The 17,826-nt window shown below is 62.6% G+C and carries 7 protein-coding genes; 2 read left to right on the top strand and 5 right to left on the bottom strand.

The window, feature by feature from the left end:
• Positions 1 to 245 precede the first annotated feature (245 nt).
• Positions 246 to 1,781, top strand: a complete 1,536-nt coding sequence (locus tag GTU76_RS23100; RefSeq protein WP_180699686.1) for an FAD-dependent oxidoreductase — start codon at positions 246 to 248, stop codon at positions 1,779 to 1,781.
• Positions 1,782 to 1,905: 124 nt separating this feature from the next.
• Here the strand turns inward: GTU76_RS23100 and hemB are convergent, their stop codons facing one another.
• Together hemB and GTU76_RS23090 are read right to left on the bottom strand one after the other, a co-directional pair.
• Positions 1,906 to 2,880: a porphobilinogen synthase gene (gene hemB / locus GTU76_RS23095; RefSeq protein WP_102902429.1), complete on the bottom strand. Its 975-nt coding sequence runs from the start codon at positions 2,878 to 2,880 to the stop codon at positions 1,906 to 1,908.
• A gap of 254 nt (positions 2,881 to 3,134) precedes the next feature.
• Positions 3,135 to 3,833 carry a glutathione binding-like protein gene (locus GTU76_RS23090; protein WP_095121143.1) on the bottom strand — a complete coding sequence of 233 codons (699 nt, stop codon included), beginning with the start codon at positions 3,831 to 3,833 and terminating at the stop codon, positions 3,135 to 3,137.
• 283 nt (positions 3,834 to 4,116) lie between these two features.
• Here GTU76_RS23090 and GTU76_RS23085 point away from each other — a divergent pair, with 283 nt between their 5' ends.
• Positions 4,117 to 4,791, top strand: coding sequence for a hypothetical protein (locus GTU76_RS23085; protein WP_016985322.1), 675 nt, complete (start codon positions 4,117 to 4,119; stop codon positions 4,789 to 4,791).
• Between the two features lie 119 nt (positions 4,792 to 4,910).
• Here the strand turns inward: GTU76_RS23085 and mnmH are convergent, their stop codons facing one another.
• The 3 genes from mnmH to GTU76_RS23070 form a co-directional block, all read right to left on the bottom strand.
• Complete coding sequence (gene mnmH, locus GTU76_RS23080) at positions 4,911 to 6,014, bottom strand: tRNA 2-selenouridine(34) synthase MnmH (protein WP_180699685.1); 1,104 nt, start codon at positions 6,012 to 6,014, stop codon at positions 4,911 to 4,913.
• Entirely contained in the window at positions 6,014 to 7,048 is a 1,035-nt protein-coding gene (gene selD / locus GTU76_RS23075) for a selenide, water dikinase SelD (protein WP_016985324.1), read from the bottom strand. Before selD ends, mnmH begins: the two co-directional genes overlap by 1 nt.
• 240 nt (positions 7,049 to 7,288) lie before the next feature.
• Positions 7,289 to 17,812, bottom strand: coding sequence for an autotransporter-associated beta strand repeat-containing protein (locus tag GTU76_RS23070; RefSeq protein ID WP_180699684.1), 10,524 nt, complete (start codon positions 17,810 to 17,812; stop codon positions 7,289 to 7,291).
• Positions 17,813 to 17,826: the final 14 nt, after the last annotated feature.

The following is a 17,826-nucleotide window of genomic DNA, read 5'->3' as shown; positions in this document are numbered from 1 at the left end:
AGAGGGGACTGACCGTGGTGTTCTTGCAAGTTACACCGACCTGAAACATCGAGTCGAACTCATGTTTTGAAAGGCCCCCAATTGGCTCCCTCTCCCTCGGGAGAGGGCTGGGGTGAGGGGCCACTATTTACGTCACACAACAGCACCCCAGCCGAACACCATCAAAACAGCCCCGTCTGGCCGATCCACTGGCCACCCTATCCTGCTGATCCATACTTGCTCCACAGCAAACGGAGGACAGCCCCATGAACCGCAGCGACGTTCTAATCATCGGCGCCGGCCCGACCGGTCTGGTGCTGGCCCTGTGGCTGAGCAAACTCGGCGTACGCGTGCGCATCATCGATAAAACCTCTGCACCCGGCACCACTTCGCGAGCACTGGCGGTGCAGGCGCGCACCCTCGAGCTCTACCGGCAACTGGACCTCGCCGACACCGTGGTGCGCAATGGTCATCGGGTGGCGGCGGCGAATTTCTGGGTCAACGGCAAACCGGTCGCGCAATTGCCGCTGAACCGCATCGGCGAAGGCCTGACGCCCTACGCGTTCGTCGAAATCTTCCCGCAGGACGAGCATGAGCGGCTGTTGATCGAGCGCCTCGAAGACTACGGCGTCACGGTCGAACGCGACACGATGCTGGAAAGTTTCGAGGAAACCGGCGACGGCCTCACCGCACATCTGCGCCTGCCCGACGGTGAACAGGAAATCTGCCAGGCCTGTTATCTGGCCGGATGTGATGGCGCCCGCTCAGTGGTGCGCAAAACCCTCGACACGGATTTTCCCGGCGGCACTTATCAGCAGATTTTCTACGTCGCCGACGTCAAGGCCAGCGGCCCGGCGATGAACGGCGAGTTGCATCTGGATCTGGATGAAGCGGACTTCCTCGCCGTGTTTCCACTGGCCGGCGAAGGCCGCGCGCGGCTGATCGGCACCGTGCGTGATGAACGTGCGGATCGCGCCGAAACCCTGGAATTTTCCGATGTCAGCAGCCGCGCCATCGAACACCTGAAAGTGCATATCGAAGACGTCCACTGGTTCTCGACCTACCGTGTGCATCACCGCGTGGCCGAGCATTTTCGCAGCGGCCGCGCGTTTCTGCTTGGCGATGCCGCGCATGTGCACAGCCCGGCGGGCGGTCAGGGCATGAACACCGGTATCGGCGATGCGATCAATCTGGCTTGGAAACTCGCTGCAGTGCTCAGCGGCGCCGCCGAACCGAGCCTGCTCGACAGCTATGAAACCGAACGCATTGCCTTCGCCCGCAGGCTGGTGTCGACCACCGATAAAGTCTTCAGTTTCGTCACCGCCGAGGGGCGCATAGCCGATCTGCTGCGCATGCGTGTGGCACCGTTCCTGATCCCGAAAATGGCCTCGTTCGAGGCCAGTCGCGAATTCCTTTTTCGCACGGTGTCGCAAGTCACCCTCAACTATCGCGGCATGCCGCTGAGCCAAGGCGCGGCCGGTCACGTCCACGGCGGTGACCGTTTGCCCTGGGCGCATGATGGTGAGGGAGATAATTACGAACCGCTGAGACAGCCGTGCTGGCAGGTGCATGTGTACGGCGACACCAGCGACGAAATGATTGCCTGGTGCAATGAACACCATTTACCGCTGCATGTGTTCGACTGGCGCCCGGCGTTTGAAACGGCGGGATTGGGGCGCAACGGCTTTTATCTGCTGCGCCCGGATACCTATGTGGCGATTGCCGAGAACAGTGCCGATCCGAAGGTGATTGAACGCTATTTCCGCGATCACGGCATCCGGCCGTTCTTCAACTGCCCCTGACCCACCACAATCCCCTGTAGGAGTGAGCCTGCTCGCGATAGCGTCGTATCAGTCAACATTGATGTCGGTTGACAAGACGCTATCGCGAGCAGGCTCACTCCTACATTTGGGTTTGCGGTGTTGCTTAGATACCGGCCAATGCCAGATCCATCGCAAAGTAAGTGAAGATCAAATCCGCACCCGCCCGTTTGATCGCGCCCAGGCTCTCGCGCACCACACGATCCTCATCAATCGCCCCGGCCTGTGCGCCGAACTTGATCATCGCGTACTCGCCGCTGACCTGATACGCCGCCAGCGGCAGGTTCGAGGCCTCGCGGATGTCGCGAATGATGTCGAGGTACGCGCCGGCCGGTTTGACCATCAGCGCATCGGCGCCTTCCTGCTCGTCGAGCAGCGATTCACGCAGGGCTTCGCGACGGTTCATCGGGTTCATCTGATAGCTTTTGCGGTCGCCTTTCAGCGCGCTGCCACCGGCCTCGCGGAACGGGCCGTACAGCGCGGAAGCAAATTTGGTCGAATAAGCCATGATCGGAATCTGCGTGAACCCGGCCGCGTCCAGCGCCTGGCGAATCGCTCGCACCTGACCGTCCATCGCCGCCGACGGCGCGATCACGTCAGCACCGGCGCGGGCCGCCGCCACAGCTTGCTTGCCGAGGTTGATCAGGGTCTGGTCGTTGTCGACTTCATGGTTGTGCATCACGCCGCAGTGGCCGTGATCGGTGTATTCGCAAAAGCAGGTGTCGGACATCACGATCATCTCCGGCACTGCGTCTTTGGCAATGCGCGACATGCGCGAGACCAGGCCTTCTTCGCGCCAGGTGTCGCTGCCGTTGCTGTCCAGATGGTGGGACACGCCGAAGGTCATCACCGACTTGACGCCGGCACGGGCATAGCGCTCGATTTCGCTGGCCAGCTTGCGCTCGGGAATGCGCATCACCCCGGGCATGCTGTTGATCGGCACGAAGTCGTCGATTTCTTCTTCAACGAAAATCGGCAGGACCAGATCGTTCAGGCTGAATTCGGTTTCCTGGAACAGGCTGCGCAGGCTCGCATTGCGGCGCAGACGGCGGGGACGTGCTTCGGGGAACTGACTGGACATGAGGGCCTTTCCTGAAAACGGCAGATGAGACGAAAGTCGTAGGGGGCGAAGCTTATGCCTTGCGGGGGTTGGGGTACAAACCTGGATCAATCAAGAGTGCATTACCGGGGGTGCAATAATCGCTGTGACACAACAAATCCCCTGTGGGAGCGAGCTTGCTCGCGAAGTCGGTGTATCAGCAATAGAAATGCTGGCTGACACGACGCCTTCGCGAGCAAGCTCGCTCCCACAGGGTTATGTGTGCAGCCCTGAGATTACGAGGGGATGGTCAGGCCGCGAATGACCGCTGGGCGGGCGAGGAAACGCTCAAGCACACGAGTGACATTGGGGAAGTTGCTGATGCCCACCAGATCACCGGCCTCATAAAACCCGATCAGGTTACGCACCCACGGAAACGTGGCGATATCGGCAATGGTGTAGCGCTCACCCATGATCCAGTCACGGCCCTCGAGCCGGCCATCGAGCACTTTGAGCAGGCGTTTGCTTTCATCGACATAACGATCACGCGGACGCTTGTCCTCGTAATCCTTGCCGGCGAATTTGTTGAAGAAACCGAGCTGGCCGAACATCGGGCCGATGCCACCCATCTGGAACATCAGCCACTGAATCGTTTCGTAGCGCAGCGCGCCTTCCTGGGCCAGCAACTGGCCGCTTTTGTCGGCCAGATAAATCAGGATCGCACCGGATTCGAACAGCGGCAGCGGCTTATCTTCGGGACCATGGGGATCAAGGATTGCCGGGATCTTGTTGTTCGGGTTCAGCGACAGGAACTCCGGTGACAACTGATCATTACTATCGAAAGCGACCTTGTGCGGCTCGTACGGCAGGCCGATTTCTTCGAGCATGATCGAGACTTTCACGCCGTTGGGCGTGGGCAAGGAATAGAGCTGAATCCAGTCTGGGTACTGCGCCGGCCATTTCTGGGTGATCGGGAACGCGGACAGATCGGTCATGGGAAGCATCCAGTCACAAATTAAAGCCTGATCATAATGTAGGCCTGCTGCAGCGCCTACACGAACGGTAACATCCTGTCGTTAACCTGCGTCCAAGCCCTTGAAAGATGCCGTTAGAGTGCCACGCACTCGCTCGGATCGAACCAACGGGCCTCAGAGGACTCTGAGCTATGTCTTTCTCGCAGAGGAAGCTGTTCACGACAGGGAAAACACCCGGTGCTGGGAGCCCGCGGTGTAAAGGTTTGTCAGCCTTAATTGAATCAGCTGAAGAACTTTCTATTTGATGACGAACCTTATGCGTTTCGCCAAACGTTTCAAACATCGCGCGTATGTGGCCCTGCCTTCCCTGCTGGCCGTCAGTGCGCTGTTCCTCTCGCTTGAGTCCAGCGAAAGTCGCGCGCAACCGGCGGACGGCACCCAGACACTGGTGTTCCTGCGCCATGCGGAGAAACCCGAAGGCGGTCTCGGCCAGCTCAACTGCCAGGGCCTGAACCGCGCCATCGACCTGTCGACGTTGCTGCCGGAGAAGTTCGGCAAGGCTGACTACGTGTTCGCCGCCAACCCTACGCGCAATGTCGAGGAAGGAGAGCTGGACAATTCCTACAGCTACATTCGCCCACTGATGACCATCAGCCCCGCCGCGATCAAGCTCGGCCTGCCGGTGAATATCGAGTTTTCGGCCAACGACACCAGTGACCTGGCCCGCGAACTGCTGGAAGACAAGTATCACAACTCGACGATCTACACCGCGTGGTCCCACGGCTATCTGCCGGAGCTGATCAACAAGGTGGCCGGCAAAGCGGTCGGCGAGAAACAGAACATCACCGAGGACTGGGCGGGCAACGATTTTGACTCGCTGTATGTACTGACCCTGACCTGGCACAACGGCAAGGCCAGTCTGCAGAGCCACAGCTACAAGCAGGGGCTGGATCATGGCAAGGAAACCTGTCCGACCTGAGTCTTGTATGGCCTGACCCGACTCCTTCGCGAGCAGGCTCGCTCCCACATTGGATCTGCGTGAAATACAAATCCCCTGTGGGAGCGAGCCTGCTCGCGAAGAGGCCAGTCGCTACAACCTCAATCTTTCTGGCTGACCCGCACGCGCAAATACTCAAGCACCGCCCCACGCTCCCCGGCAAACTCGATCCGCCCGCCCTTCTTCTCGCGCTGAAACACATACATCGGGTCGTAATAGTCGCGCAGCAATACGCCGATCCACTCACGGAACAGCTCGACCGAACCGCTGTGCGCCTGTTCGGCCAGTGCCGCTTCCATCTGCAAATACATGCGTTGATAACGCTCGCCACCCAGGCGACGCTGAATATTGTTCAGGCTGGAAATCAATCGCTCGGCGTACAGCGCAAAGCCCTGCTCACCATGCACCGCAACGAATTCGGCATGCAGATCAATCACATAATCCTGCAGGATTCGCTCGACCCGATTGTCGAGGCTGTCCTCCAGCCATACCAGCGGGGCCGCTTGCATGCCCCTGTACAAAGGCAATGGCAAGGCACAACTGCCGACCACCCGGCTCTCGTCCTCCAGAACAAATTGCCCGATCCCGCCAGCGCGTTTTTTCAGCACGTCAACGGCCAGGCGGTTTTCGAAATCGATGTTGGTCGGTTGCCCGGTGGCGCGCTTGCCGAAACTCGAGCCCCGATGATTGGCATGGCCCTCCAGATCCAGGCCATTGCTCAACTGCACCAGCACTTCGGTTTTGCCGGTGCCGGTCATGCCGCCGAGCAGAACCAGTTCGCATTCGGCAACAGCCTGATCGACCGTTTCCAGGAGGAATGTGCGCATGGCCTTGTAACCGCCGCCGACACGCGGGTAATCGATGCCGCCCTCGTCCTTGATCCATTGCTGAACAATCTGTGAACGCAGGCCGCCGCGAAAACAATACAAATAGCCATCAGGATTGTTACGGGCAAACTCGACCCAGCCTTGAATGCGCTGCTCCCGGACCTCGGCGGACACCAGCCGCTCACCCAAAGCAATCGCAGCTTGCTGTCCGTGCTGTTTGTAACAGGTACCCACCTGTTCGCGCTCACGGTCGTTCATCAGCGGCAGATTGACCACGCCGGGGAACGCACCGTGGGAAAACTCAACTGGCGCACGGGCATCCATCATGGGCCGGTCGTTGAGAAAAATGTCACGGTAGTCAGTGCAGTCGCGGAGCATCAAATCACCTCGACTGCGTTCGTCTGTCGCTCAACCAGTTCGCCGATTGGCGCAAGGTTCAGGCCCAGTTCGGCGGCGACGGCGAGGAACTCGGCATCGCCTTCAGGGGTAACGGCGATCAGCAGACCTCCGCTGGTTTGCGGGTCACAGAGCACGCGTTTGTGCAACTCCTGCACGCGGCCGACCTTGCTCGCATAGCTGTCGAAGTTGCGCAACGTGCCGCCGGGCACACAGCCCTGATCGAGGTAATACTCGACGCTGTCCAGACGCGGTACGCGGTCATAGGCGATACGTGCGGTGAGCTTGCTGCCATCGGCCATTTCCACCAGATGCCCGAGCAGACCAAAACCGGTGACGTCGGTCATCGCTGTAACGCCGGCGAGCTTGCCGAAGCGGCTGCCGGGTTTGTTCAGGGTGCACATCCAGTCGCGGGCCACGCCGACATCGGCGGCGCGCAATTTGCCCTTCTTCTCGGCGGTGGTGAGGATGCCGATGCCCAGCGGTTTGGTCAGGTACAACAGGCAACCTGCGGTGGCGGTGTCGTTGCGCTTCATGTGGCGCTTTTCCACCAGACCGGTGACAGCGAGGCCGAAGATCGGCTCCGGCGCATCGATCGAATGCCCGCCCGCCAGCGGAATGCCCGCGGCGTCGCATACGGCACGACCACCGCGAATCACTTCGCGCGCCACTTCTGGCGCCAGCACGTTAACCGGCCAGCCGAGAATGGCGATCGCCATCAGCGGATCGCCGCCCATCGCATAGATGTCACTGATCGCGTTGGTCGCGGCAATGCGGCCGAAGTCGAACGGGTCGTCGACGATCGGCATGAAAAAATCCGTGGTCGAGACCACACCGCGCTCGGCATCGATCTCGTACACCGCCGCGTCATCGCGCGAGGCATTGCCGACCCACAGTTTCGGATCAAGGTTCTGTGCGCCGCTGCCGGCCAGAATCACTTCCAGCACCTGCGGGGAAATCTTGCAGCCGCAACCGGCGCCGTGGCTGTATTGGGTCAGACGAATCGGCTCGCTCATGGGGGAGTCTCAGGCTGTTGATGGGGCCGATTCTAGCAGAGCACGAGGCAGCAGATTTTTGCACTGACCGAGCGGCCCCTTCGCGAGCAGGCTCGCTCCCACATTTGCACCGCACTCCCCTGTGGGAGCGAGCCTGCTCGCGAAGGCAATCGAACAGTCACCACAAGCATCGGGTTGCCAAAGAATTTACAGGCAAAAAAAACCGCCCTTACGGGCGGCTAAAAGTGCTTCGACCCTAAATCAGAAGCCAAGGCTGAAGCTGATGGTCATCGCATGGTCGTTGCTGTCGTTCGACAACTGGCCCGAGTAGCCGACGCCGAGTTTGCCGGTCGGGCTGATCTGGAAGTCGACACCCGCTTCAACGATGGCGCTGTCCTTGGCGATCGGCATACCTTGGGTGCTGAACGAGGCGCCGCCGTCGATGAAGGTCAGGTCGGCATCAGGCTTGGTTTCACCAAAGGCATGGCGCCAGCCGATGGCCGCGCGCGGGGTGAATTGCCCGCCGTTGGCCAGGGTGATGACTTTGCCGGCGCGCACGCCGAGGGTCGAGAAAGTGATGTCTTGATCGGCATCGGCCTCCAGGCGCCCTACTCCGCCCTTCTCCTTGGCTTTGTCAGTGTCGTAGTTGACGTAGGCGAGCCCTGCGAACGGCTCAAGGGCAATGCCACCGGCTTCAATGGTGTAACCGACTTCACCGAATACCTGGGCGCTGCGCGCATCATAATTGGCCTTCAAGCGATCGTTGTAGCTGCCGACGCTGACGTTGCGTTTGGTTTCGATGTCGTGCCAGCTGTATGCCGCGCCGAGGCGCACCGCCAGGGCGTCGAACTGCGAGTTGAGGTACGCCGCCAGGTGGTAGCTTTCGACGGTGGCATCCGAGCGACGGTCATGCGCATCGAGGTCGCTGCGGGTATAACCGGCGGCCATGCCCACGCGCCACTGGTCATCGAGTTGCTTGTCGGTGCCGAGCATGAAGCCGCTGAGGTTACGGTCGAGTTTCGCCGCGTTGCTGTCGCCATCCGACTCGCCCCAGGCACCGAGTGCACGGGCCCAGCCGACCATTTCACCGTGGCAACCGTTGCTGCTCAGTTGATTGTCACTTGGCGCCAGCGCACGGCGTGGATCATCCGCCGCGCTGCACGACGGTTGGCGCATGCGATCGTTGACTGCGTCACGCACATAACGCGAATCCTCGAGGATCGCACTGGCGGTGCTGGCGTGGATCTCACCCGACAGACTGTCGAAGGCATTACGCGCACCGGCGACACTGAGGTTGACGATCTCGTTCTGCAACGCTGCACCCGCCGGACCGTTGTTCGAGAGCGCGGTGGCGGTCCTGAACTGGTTACCGGTGGCGGCGACATCGGCGAACGAATTGCCGTTGCGGCTGACCACCAGGTTGACTGCATTGGCGTCATACACCAGTGCGCTGTTGAGGAACGCGTATTGCGGCAGGTCCGCAGCGCTGAAGGAGCCGTTCACGCCTCCGCCCGCCGTGATCAGCGAATACGTGGTGTTGCCGGTGAACGGTGCCAGCGAGTTGACTTGCAAGGCGCCGCCCAACGTTGCCGTGCCGCCGACGGCCAGTGGCGTTGCGGTTGGCGAACTGACCGTCAGCGCCAGCACGCCGTCGCTAGCGTTGGTCAGGTTACCGGCGACGCTCAGGGTTCCGGCTTCGGCCCCCGAAGCGACAACCCCATGGTTGACCACGGAGCCGACGCTGCCGTTGCCGCTCAGACCCGCGCCGTTGGCCACGGTGACTTGCGCACCCAACGAAGCTCGCGCGGCGCGGCTGCCGACTTGCAGCACGCCTTGATCGACCGCGACCGTGCCGCTGAAGGGGTTAGCACCGGTCAACAGCAAGGTACCAGTACCGCGTTTGAGCATCGCGCCAAGCCCACTCAGCGATCCGTTGAACAGACCATTGCCGTTTTGTTGGAACACCAGCGTGGCGTTGTCGAGGATGTTGCCTTGCAGGCTGGTGGTATTACCGATCAACGTACCGCCGCTGACAGTGGTGCCGCCGCTGTAAGTATTGACGCCACTGAGCACCAGCGTGCCGGAATCAAGCTTCTCGATACCGCCCGTGCCCACCAGCGGCGCGGAAATTTCCGCACTCGCGCCGGCATTGACCCGCACCGGTGCAAGGCTGCCGTCCGCGCCATTGACCGGCGTCAGCGTACCGCCAGCCCCCGGAACCAGGTTGTAGCCGCCGGAGAGGAATTGCAGACCGGTGAAGTTCTGATTGCCCTGCACGGTCACAGTACCCGCCTGGCCGCCAAACACCGCGAACTGACCATTTGAAGCCAGGGCCTGAGTACCGCTCGGATCGGTCCAGTTGGTGCCCGGCCCCCACACGCCGTTGCCGCCACCGATGCTGCCGTCCGGATTGGTGGTGCCACCGTTCCAGAACTGCACCTCACCCGGCGTGCCTTGCACCAGCAGGTTGATCTGATTGGCGATAGCCGTTTGCAGCGTCAGATTGGCCGCCGACACCGGCAGGCTGCCATACACCAGACCGTTGTTGGTCAGGCTGCCGCCGTAGCTGAACAGTTGATAGACACCGGTGCCAAAACCGCCGGCATTGTTGATGTTCAATGTGCCGTCGAGGGTCAGATTTCCAGCCACGTTGACCACGGTGGTCGAGCTCACTGCCGAGCCGAGGCTGAAGTCCAGATTGGTCCCCGACGATAGCGCCAGCGAACCGACTGACAATGGCGTCGCGGTGCCTCCGCCGGCCAGCGTCGCGCCGTTGGCCAGTTGCACAGCGCCGCCGAGCTGGCCGCCACCGCCGATGCTTGCGCCGCTGGCGACATTGACGTTGGCGCTGTTGAGCACACCATTGACGGTCAAGCGACCAGCCTGCACCGAGGTGTTGCCGGTGAAGGTGTTGTTGCCAGTCAGGAGCAATTGGCCGCTGCCGGTTTTGTTCAGCGTACCGGCGCCGGTGAGATTGCCGGTGTAGCTGCCATCGACGTTTTGCTCGAAGGTCAGCGTCGCGTTGTTGACGATCGCCCCTTGCAGGCTGCTGGTGTCACCGCGCGTCGTGCCGCCGTTCAGCGTGGTGCCACCGCTGTAAGTGTTAGCTCCACTGAGAACGAGATCGCCGCTACCGTTTTTCAGCAGACTGCCGGTGCCGGTCACCGCACCGATCAGCGTGGTGTTTTGATTACCGGCAAGGGTCAGTTGCGCGCCAAGGTTGACGGCGTTGGCCAGTTGCAGCGCTGAAGTGCTGTCGAGGATGCCATTGCCGGTGACGTTGAGCGCCCCGCTGCTGATCGCACTGTTGTTGCCGAGAATCAGCGTGCCACCCGCAAGCTGAGTGCCACCGCTGTAAGTGTTGTTGCCGTTGAGGGTCAGGCTCGAGGCGCCGGACTTGATCAGGCTGCCGCTGCCGCTGACCACGCCGCCGAGAGTCAAGGCGTTGGAACCGGTAACGGTCAAACCACCGTTGACGACCACGTCGTTGCTCAGACTGACGGCCGCGTTGCTGTCCAGCGCTGTGCCGTCAGCAGCGGTCAACACGCCAGTGCCGAGCGCCGCGTTGTTGCCGACCACGATCTTGCCGCCGTTGAGCGCAGTGCCGCCGGTGTAGCCGTTGGCCGCGTTGAGCACCAGCGTACCGCTGTCGTATTTGCCCAGCGTGCCGCTGCCGTTAAGCGCGACGCCGATGGTCGCCGTGGCGTTCGGGTCAACCCGCACCGTGGCATTGCCCAGTGAACCATTGACCAGGTTCAGCGAACCCGCTGTGCCATTCACCAGACTGTAGCCATCAGTGACGAACTGCATGCCGGTGATGGTTTGCGCGCCATTGACGGTCACTGTGCCGGGCGCGCCCTGGAACACCGCGAAGCTGTTGGTCCAGGCCTGGTTGGTGGTGCCGTTGACGTCGGTCCAGTTGGTGGTGCCGGTACCCCAGGTGCCACTGCCGCCCTCCACCGAACCGTTGGCCACCAGTTGGTTGCCGTCCCAGAACTGCACGGTGACGCCCGGTGCGGTGACCAGCAGGTTGATCTGATTGGCCAGTGCGGTTTGCAGGGTCAGATCGCCCGGCGTCACGCTGCCCGGCAGCGTACCGAAGAGCATGCCGTTGTCGGTCAGGCCGCCGGTGTAGTCGATCAGGCGATAGACGCCACTGCCAAAACCGCCGATGTCGCTGACGTTGAGGGTGCCGTCGAGGGTCAGGTTGCCGCCGACATTGACCAGCGCATTGCCGCCGCCGGACACCGGTGTGCCGAGGCCGACGTCGAAGTTGGAATTGCCGTTGAACAGCAGCGAACTGACGCTCAGCGTACTGCCGGTGACGCCCGCCAGATGACCGCCATCGGCCACCGTCACGGCACCGGTCAACGTGCCGCTGCCACCGAGGGTGCCGCCGCTGTTGACCAGCACGTTGCCACTGGCCAGTGAGCCGTTGACCTGCAAGGTGCCGGCGTTGACGTTGGTGTCGCCAGTCAGGTCGCTGATGCCGCTGAGGGTCAGGGTGCCGCTGCCGAGTTTGCTCAGGCTGCCGTCACTGCTGAGGATGCCGGCGAAGGTGCTGCTGACATTGTTGCCGCCGAGGCTCAACGTATTGCCAGTGCCGATCAGCGCCGTGCCGCTGCCAGTCAGGCTGGCGAGGCTGCCGGAAGCACCGAGATTAAGCGCCGCGCCACCCGCGAGATTGACCGTAGCGTTGTTGCCCAGCGCTGCGCCGTTCAGCGTGGTCAGGCTGCCGGACGCCACATCGAAGGTGCCGCTGAAGGTGTTGTTGCCACTCAGCGTCACGTCGGCCAGACCATTTTTGGTCAACGTGCCGGCACCGGCGATGACACCGCCGAGGGTCAGATTGTTGTTACCGGCCAGGGCCAGATTGGCATTGACGTTGAGGTTGTTGGCCAGCACCAGTGGCGCGGAATTGTCGAGGGTGGAAGCACCGGCCACGGTCAGCGCGCCGCTGCCCAGCGACGCGCCTGTACCAAGGGTCAGCGTACCGGTATTCAGCGTGGTGCCACCGGAGTAAGTATTGATGCCGTTTAGGGTCAGGTTCGACGCACCGTTCTTGATCAACCCGCCCGCGCCGCTGACCACACCTGCGAGGGTCAGATTGTTGCTGCCGGTGTTGCTCAGGTTGGCGTTGAGCACGACGTTGTTGCCCAGGCTCAGCGCACTGTTGCTGTCCAGCGCCGAGGCGCCGGCTACGGTGAGGTTGCCCAGACCCAGCGCCGAGTTGCTGCCGGCGGTCAGTGTGCCGGCGTTGAGGGTGGTGCCGCCGAGGAAGTTGTTATTGCCGCTGAGGGTCAGGTTGGCGGCGCCGTTTTTGCTCAGGCTGCCGGCGCCGTTGACTGTGCCGGCCAGGGTCAGATCCGCTGTGCCACCGACGCCGAGGTTGCCGGCCAGGTTGACCGCGTTGTTCAGCGAAACCGCAGTGCTCGCATCCAGCGTGGTGCCGCCCGCCGCGTTCAACGTGCCGGAGCCGAGCGCCGAGTTAGACGCCAGAATCAGTCCGCCGGCGTTCAGCGCCACCGGGCCAAGGAAGGCGTTGTTGCCGCCGAGGGTCAGGTTCGCCGTGCCGGTTTTGATCAGGCCACCGGTGCCGCCAATCACGCCGTTGAGGGTCAGTGCATTGCTGCCGACCACGGTGAGGTTACCGTTGAGCGTCGCCGCGTTGGCCAGTGTCACCGCCGCGTTGCTGTCCAGTTGCGTACCGGCATTCGCCGTCAATGTGCCGGTGCCGAGCGCGGTGTTGCTGCCGACGATAATCTTGCCGCCGTCCAGTTGCGTGCCGCCGGTATAGGTGTTGGCACCGCCGAGCACCAGGGTGCCAGCGTCGAGCTTATTAAGGATGCCGCTGCCATCGATATTGGCATTGATGGTCGCCGTCACGCCCGGATCGACGCGCAACGAAGTGGTGCCGCCGGTGCCGTTGACCGCCGTGAGTTGCCCCGCCGCACCGTTGACCACGTTGTAGCCATCGGTGAGGAATTGCATGCCGGTAAACGCTTGAGTGCCATTCACCGTTACCGTGCCGGCGGTGCCTTGGAACACCGCGAAATCACCGGCCCACGGTTGGTTGACCAAACCGTTGGCATCGGTCCAGTTGGTGCCGACCGCATTCCACGTGCCGCTGCCGCCATCGACCACACCGTTGGCGATGGTCTGGCTGCCGTCCCAATAACGGATGTTGCTGTTCGGCGCGGAGACTTGAATGTTGATCTGATTGGCCACGCCGGTTTGCACCAGCAGATCGCCGAGGCCGTAGCCGACCGGCACGCTGGCCACGTCCAGACCGAGGTTGGTCAGGGCGCCGGTGTAGTTGAACAGGCGATACACGCCGACGCCAAAACCGCCGGCATCAGTAACGTTGAGATTGCCGTCGAGGGTGAGGTTGCCGCCGACATTCATCAGCGACGCGGTCGACGGTGTGCCCAATGCCACATCAACGTTGCTGCCGGCGCCAAGCGTCAGAGCACCCGCCGACAAGGTGTTGCCCGACGACAACGCTAGGTGCCCACCGTTGTTGATGTTGACCGCGCCGAGCGCCGAGCCGGTACCGGTCAGCGTGCCACCGGTATTGACGTTGACTTGCGCACTGCCCAGCGAACCAGTGAGATTCACGATACCGCCATCGATCGCGGTGTTGCCGGTAATGCCGTTGATCCCGGTGAGGTTCAGCGTGCCAGTGCCGACTTTGACCAAGCCGCCGCTGCCGCTGAGATCACCGTCGAAGGTGCTGGTGACGTTGCCGCTGCCGACGGTCAGCAGGTTGCTGCCGGTCAGTTGCACACTGCCGCTGCCGGTCAGCGCGCCGAGGCTGGCGTCACTGCCCAGATTCAACCCTGCACCGGCACTGATGTTGACGCCGGAGGTGTTACCCAACGCGTTGGTATTGAGCGTGGTGACGCTGCCCGAGACGATATTCAGCGCGCCGGTGAAGGTGTTGTTGCCGGCCAGAGTCAGGTCAGACAAACCATTTTTGGTCAGGCTGCCGGCGCCGTCGATGATGCCGTTCAAGCTCAAATCGTTGTTGCCGGCAACGGTCAGTCCGGCATTCAGCGTAATCGCGTTGCCGATGCCGAACGAAGCGCTGTTATCCAGCGTTGCCGCGCCACCGACGACCAATGCGCCGCTGCCCAGGCCGTTGGCATTGCCTAGGGTCAGCGTGCCGGCGTTGAGCGTGGTGCCGCCGCTGAAGGTGTTGTTGCCGTTAAGCGTCAGGTTGGCAGCGCCATCCTTGATCAACTGGCCGGTGCCACTGGTGACGCCGCCGAGGGTGAGGTTCTGCGTGCCGCCAACGCTCAGCGCGGCATTCAGGGCAACGGCGTTGTTGAGGCTGACCAGTGGCGAGTTGCTGTCCAGCGTTGCCGCGCCAGCGACGGTCAGCGCACCGGAACCCAGCGCCGAACTGTTGCCGACGGTCAGGGTACCGGCGTTCAGCGTGGTGCCGCCGAGGTAGTTGTTGGCGGCGTTGAGAATCAGATTGGCCGCGCCGTCCTTCACCAGACTGCCGGCGCCGCTGACCAGACCGGTCAGGGTCAGGTTCGCCGTGCCGCCGACGTTCAAAGCGCCAGCCAGCGCCACGGCATTGTTCAGGCTGACGGCGGTGTTGGCGTCCAGCGTGGTGTTGGCCGCCGCGTTCAACGTGCCGGAACCCAACGCGGTGTTGCTGCCGACGGTTAGTTTGCCGGTGTTCAACAGGGTGTTGCCAAAATAACTGTTGGCGCCGTTGAGGGTCAGGTCGGCAGCACCGTTCTTGGTCAGCCCACCGATACCGGCGACCACGCCGCCGAGGGTCAGCGCATTGGTCCCGCCCACAGTCAGGGTGCCGGCGAGGTTGACGTTGTTGGCCAGCGTCGCGGCGGTACTGGCATCGAGGGTGGTGCCGTTCGAGGCGTTGAGTGTGCCGGTGCCGAGTGCTGTGTTGGAGCCGACCACCAGCGAACCGGCGTTCAGGGCGGTGGTGCCGGTGTAGGTGTTGTTGCCGTTGAGGGTCAGGCTGGATGCGCCGGTCTTGATCAAACCATTGCTGCCACTGATCACGCCGCCAAGAGTCAGTGCGTTGGCGCCGCCAGCGGTGAGGTTGGCGTTGAGAATCACGTTGTTGTTCAGGGTCACGGCGGAGCTGCTGTTGAGCGTGCCCGCACCTTCCACCGACAACGCGCCGGTGCCCAGTGCTGCGCCGTTGCCGACCGTCAGGCTGCCGGCATTCAGCGTGGTGCCGCCGCTGTAGGTGTTAGTGCCGTTGAGCGTGAGATTGGCCGCGCCGTTTTTCACCAGTTGGCTGGCGCCGCTGATCACCCCGCCGAGGGTCAGCGCGTTGCTGCCGCCAATGCCCAGGCTGTTGTTGAGAATGACCGCGTTGTTGAGGGTCACCGCCGCATTGCTGTCCAGAGTTGCCACGCCACCAACGGTGATGTTGCCGCTGCCGAGCGCCGCGTTGGCGCCCGCGGTGATCGTGCCCGCGTTCAACGCTACGGCACCGAGGAAGGTGTTGGTGCCGTTGAGAATCAGGTTGGCCGCGCCGTTTTTGGTCAGCCCGCCGCTGCCGCTGACAATCCCGCCCAAGGTCAGGTTGGCGCTGCCACCGACGTTGAGGTTGCCGCCGAGTGAGACGGCGTTAGTCAACGCAACGGCGGTGCTGGCATCGAGCGTAGTGCCGGCTGCCGTGGTCAAGGCGCCAGTGCCCAGCGCGGTGTTGGAACCGACAATCAGCGTGCCGGCATTCAGCGCAGTACCGCCGGAGAAGGTGTTGTTGCCGCTGAGACTTAGGTTCGCGGTGCCGTTTTTGATCAGATTGCCGGCGCCGCTGACGACGCCGCTCAGGCCCAATGCCTGCGTGCCGCCAAAGGTCAGATCGCCTGCCAGCGCGACGGCGTTGGCCAGGGTCACCGCCGTGGTCGCATCCAGCGTGGTGCCCGCCGCCGCATTCAGCGCGCCGGTCCCCAGCGCGGTGTTGCTGCCAACGAACAGGCTGCCGGCATTGAGCAACGTGTTGCCGCTGTTAGTGTTGTTGCCGGTCAACGTCAGGCTGGCACTGCCGGATTTGGTGATGCCGCCGGTGCCGGACAACACGCCACCGAGGGTCAGCGCATTGCTGCCGAGCACGTTGAGCGCGCCGGTCATCGCGATGTTGTTGGCCAGAGTGACGTTGGCGGTGCTGTCGAGACTGGTACCGGCGGCCGTATTCAGCGCACCGCTGCCGAGCGAGTTGTTATTGGTCACCAGCAGGCTACCGGCGCTCAGGGTGGTGGTGCCGGTGAAACCGCTGTTGGCACCACTGACGGTCAGGCTGCCGCTGCCGGTTTTGGTCAGGCCGCTGCTGCCGCTGATCAAACCGCCGAGGGTCAGTGCGCCGGTGCCGCCGGCGGTCAAGGTGCCGCCGAGGCTGATGGCGTTGGCCAGGCTGATGGTGCCCGGTGCGCTCAACGTCGTCGCGCCGGTCACGTTGAGGGTGCCAGTACTGAACGCCTGATTGTTGCCCAACTGCACCGTGCCGCCATTGAGCGTGGTGTTACCCAGATAGGTGTTGGCGGCACTGAGGTTTAGCTGGCCGGTACCGGCCTTGGTGAAACCGCCGCTGCCGGAAATCACCCCGCTCAGGGTGGTCGCGTTGGTGCCTTGCACCGTCACGCCACCAGCGCCGAGGGAAATCAGATTGCTGATGTTCAACCCGGCATTGCTGGCCTGCAGAATCCCGCCGTTGGAGGTGATTACGCCGCTGCCGAAGGTGGCGTTGTTGTTGAAGTTCGCGACACCGCCGTTGAGCGTGGTCGCGCCGCTGACCAATGGCCCCTGCAAGGTCCAGGTGCCGCTGTTGAGGGTCAGGTTGTTGAAGTTGATGTAGGTGGCGCTCGATGCGGTGCCAGTCCCGGTGATACCGCCGCCGACGCCAGCCGGGTTTTGCAGGATCAGGCTGTTGGTGCCGCCCGCGCCGCCATCGACCGTGCCGGTCGGCGCGAAGGTCAGGTTGATGCCGATCAAACCGCCGAGGCCGACGCTGATCTGCACGCCGTCACCGACGTTGACGCTGGAGCCGGTCACCGCAGTGAAGGTGTTGGTGCTGGCCGCGCCCATCGACACACCGCCGGTAATCGCACCGGCGTTGGTGAAAGTGTTGCCCGCCGCCGAGGTTTCGAAGGCGATCCGGCCGTTGATCACACCGGTGCTGCTGTTGGTCATGTTGACCTGCGAACCACCGTAGACGCCGATCACCGGGGTATCCGCCAACGTGATTCCGCCGATCGAGAGTCCGGTCGAGGTGATGGTGCCGTTGTTGGTGATGCTGGTGGTGCCGGTTGCCGCGTTGTTAACCGAAAGGGCCAGGCCGTCGATGCTGGTCAGGTTGAGCCCGAGCAGCATGCCCGTACCACGGATGATCCCGCTGGCGTTGTTAAGCACACTGACCGTGCTTGTTGCGCCAGTGCCGATGAACGCGCCGCCGCTCAATACCGAGACCAGGCCGAGCAGCGCCGGGTCGATAGTGCCGGAGTTGTTCAGGGAAATGTTCACCCCGGTCAGGTCCATCACATGGCCGCCGAGGGTCGCGTTCATCTGCGCGCCGCTGTTGACGTTGACCGTCAGGCCACTGGTGGCGCTGGAAAAATTATTGAGAAACAGCGGCAGGCTCGGCACGCCGGTACAGGTCACCGTTGAACCCGCCGTGGAGCACGTGGCCAACGCAGGTGCGCTGACGCCGCCGAACAACAGCCCGGCAACGCTCAAGTGCACAGCAAGGGAAAGAGGGGAAAAGCGCGAAACGAGGGCGACACCAAACCTTGCTTCCACGGGCTACTCCTTGT

This window comes from Pseudomonas crudilactis, from assembly GCF_013433315.1.
In the GTDB taxonomy this organism is placed as follows: domain Bacteria; phylum Pseudomonadota; class Gammaproteobacteria; order Pseudomonadales; family Pseudomonadaceae; genus Aquipseudomonas; species Aquipseudomonas crudilactis.
This window is presented reverse-complemented; position numbering and strand designations above follow the sequence as displayed.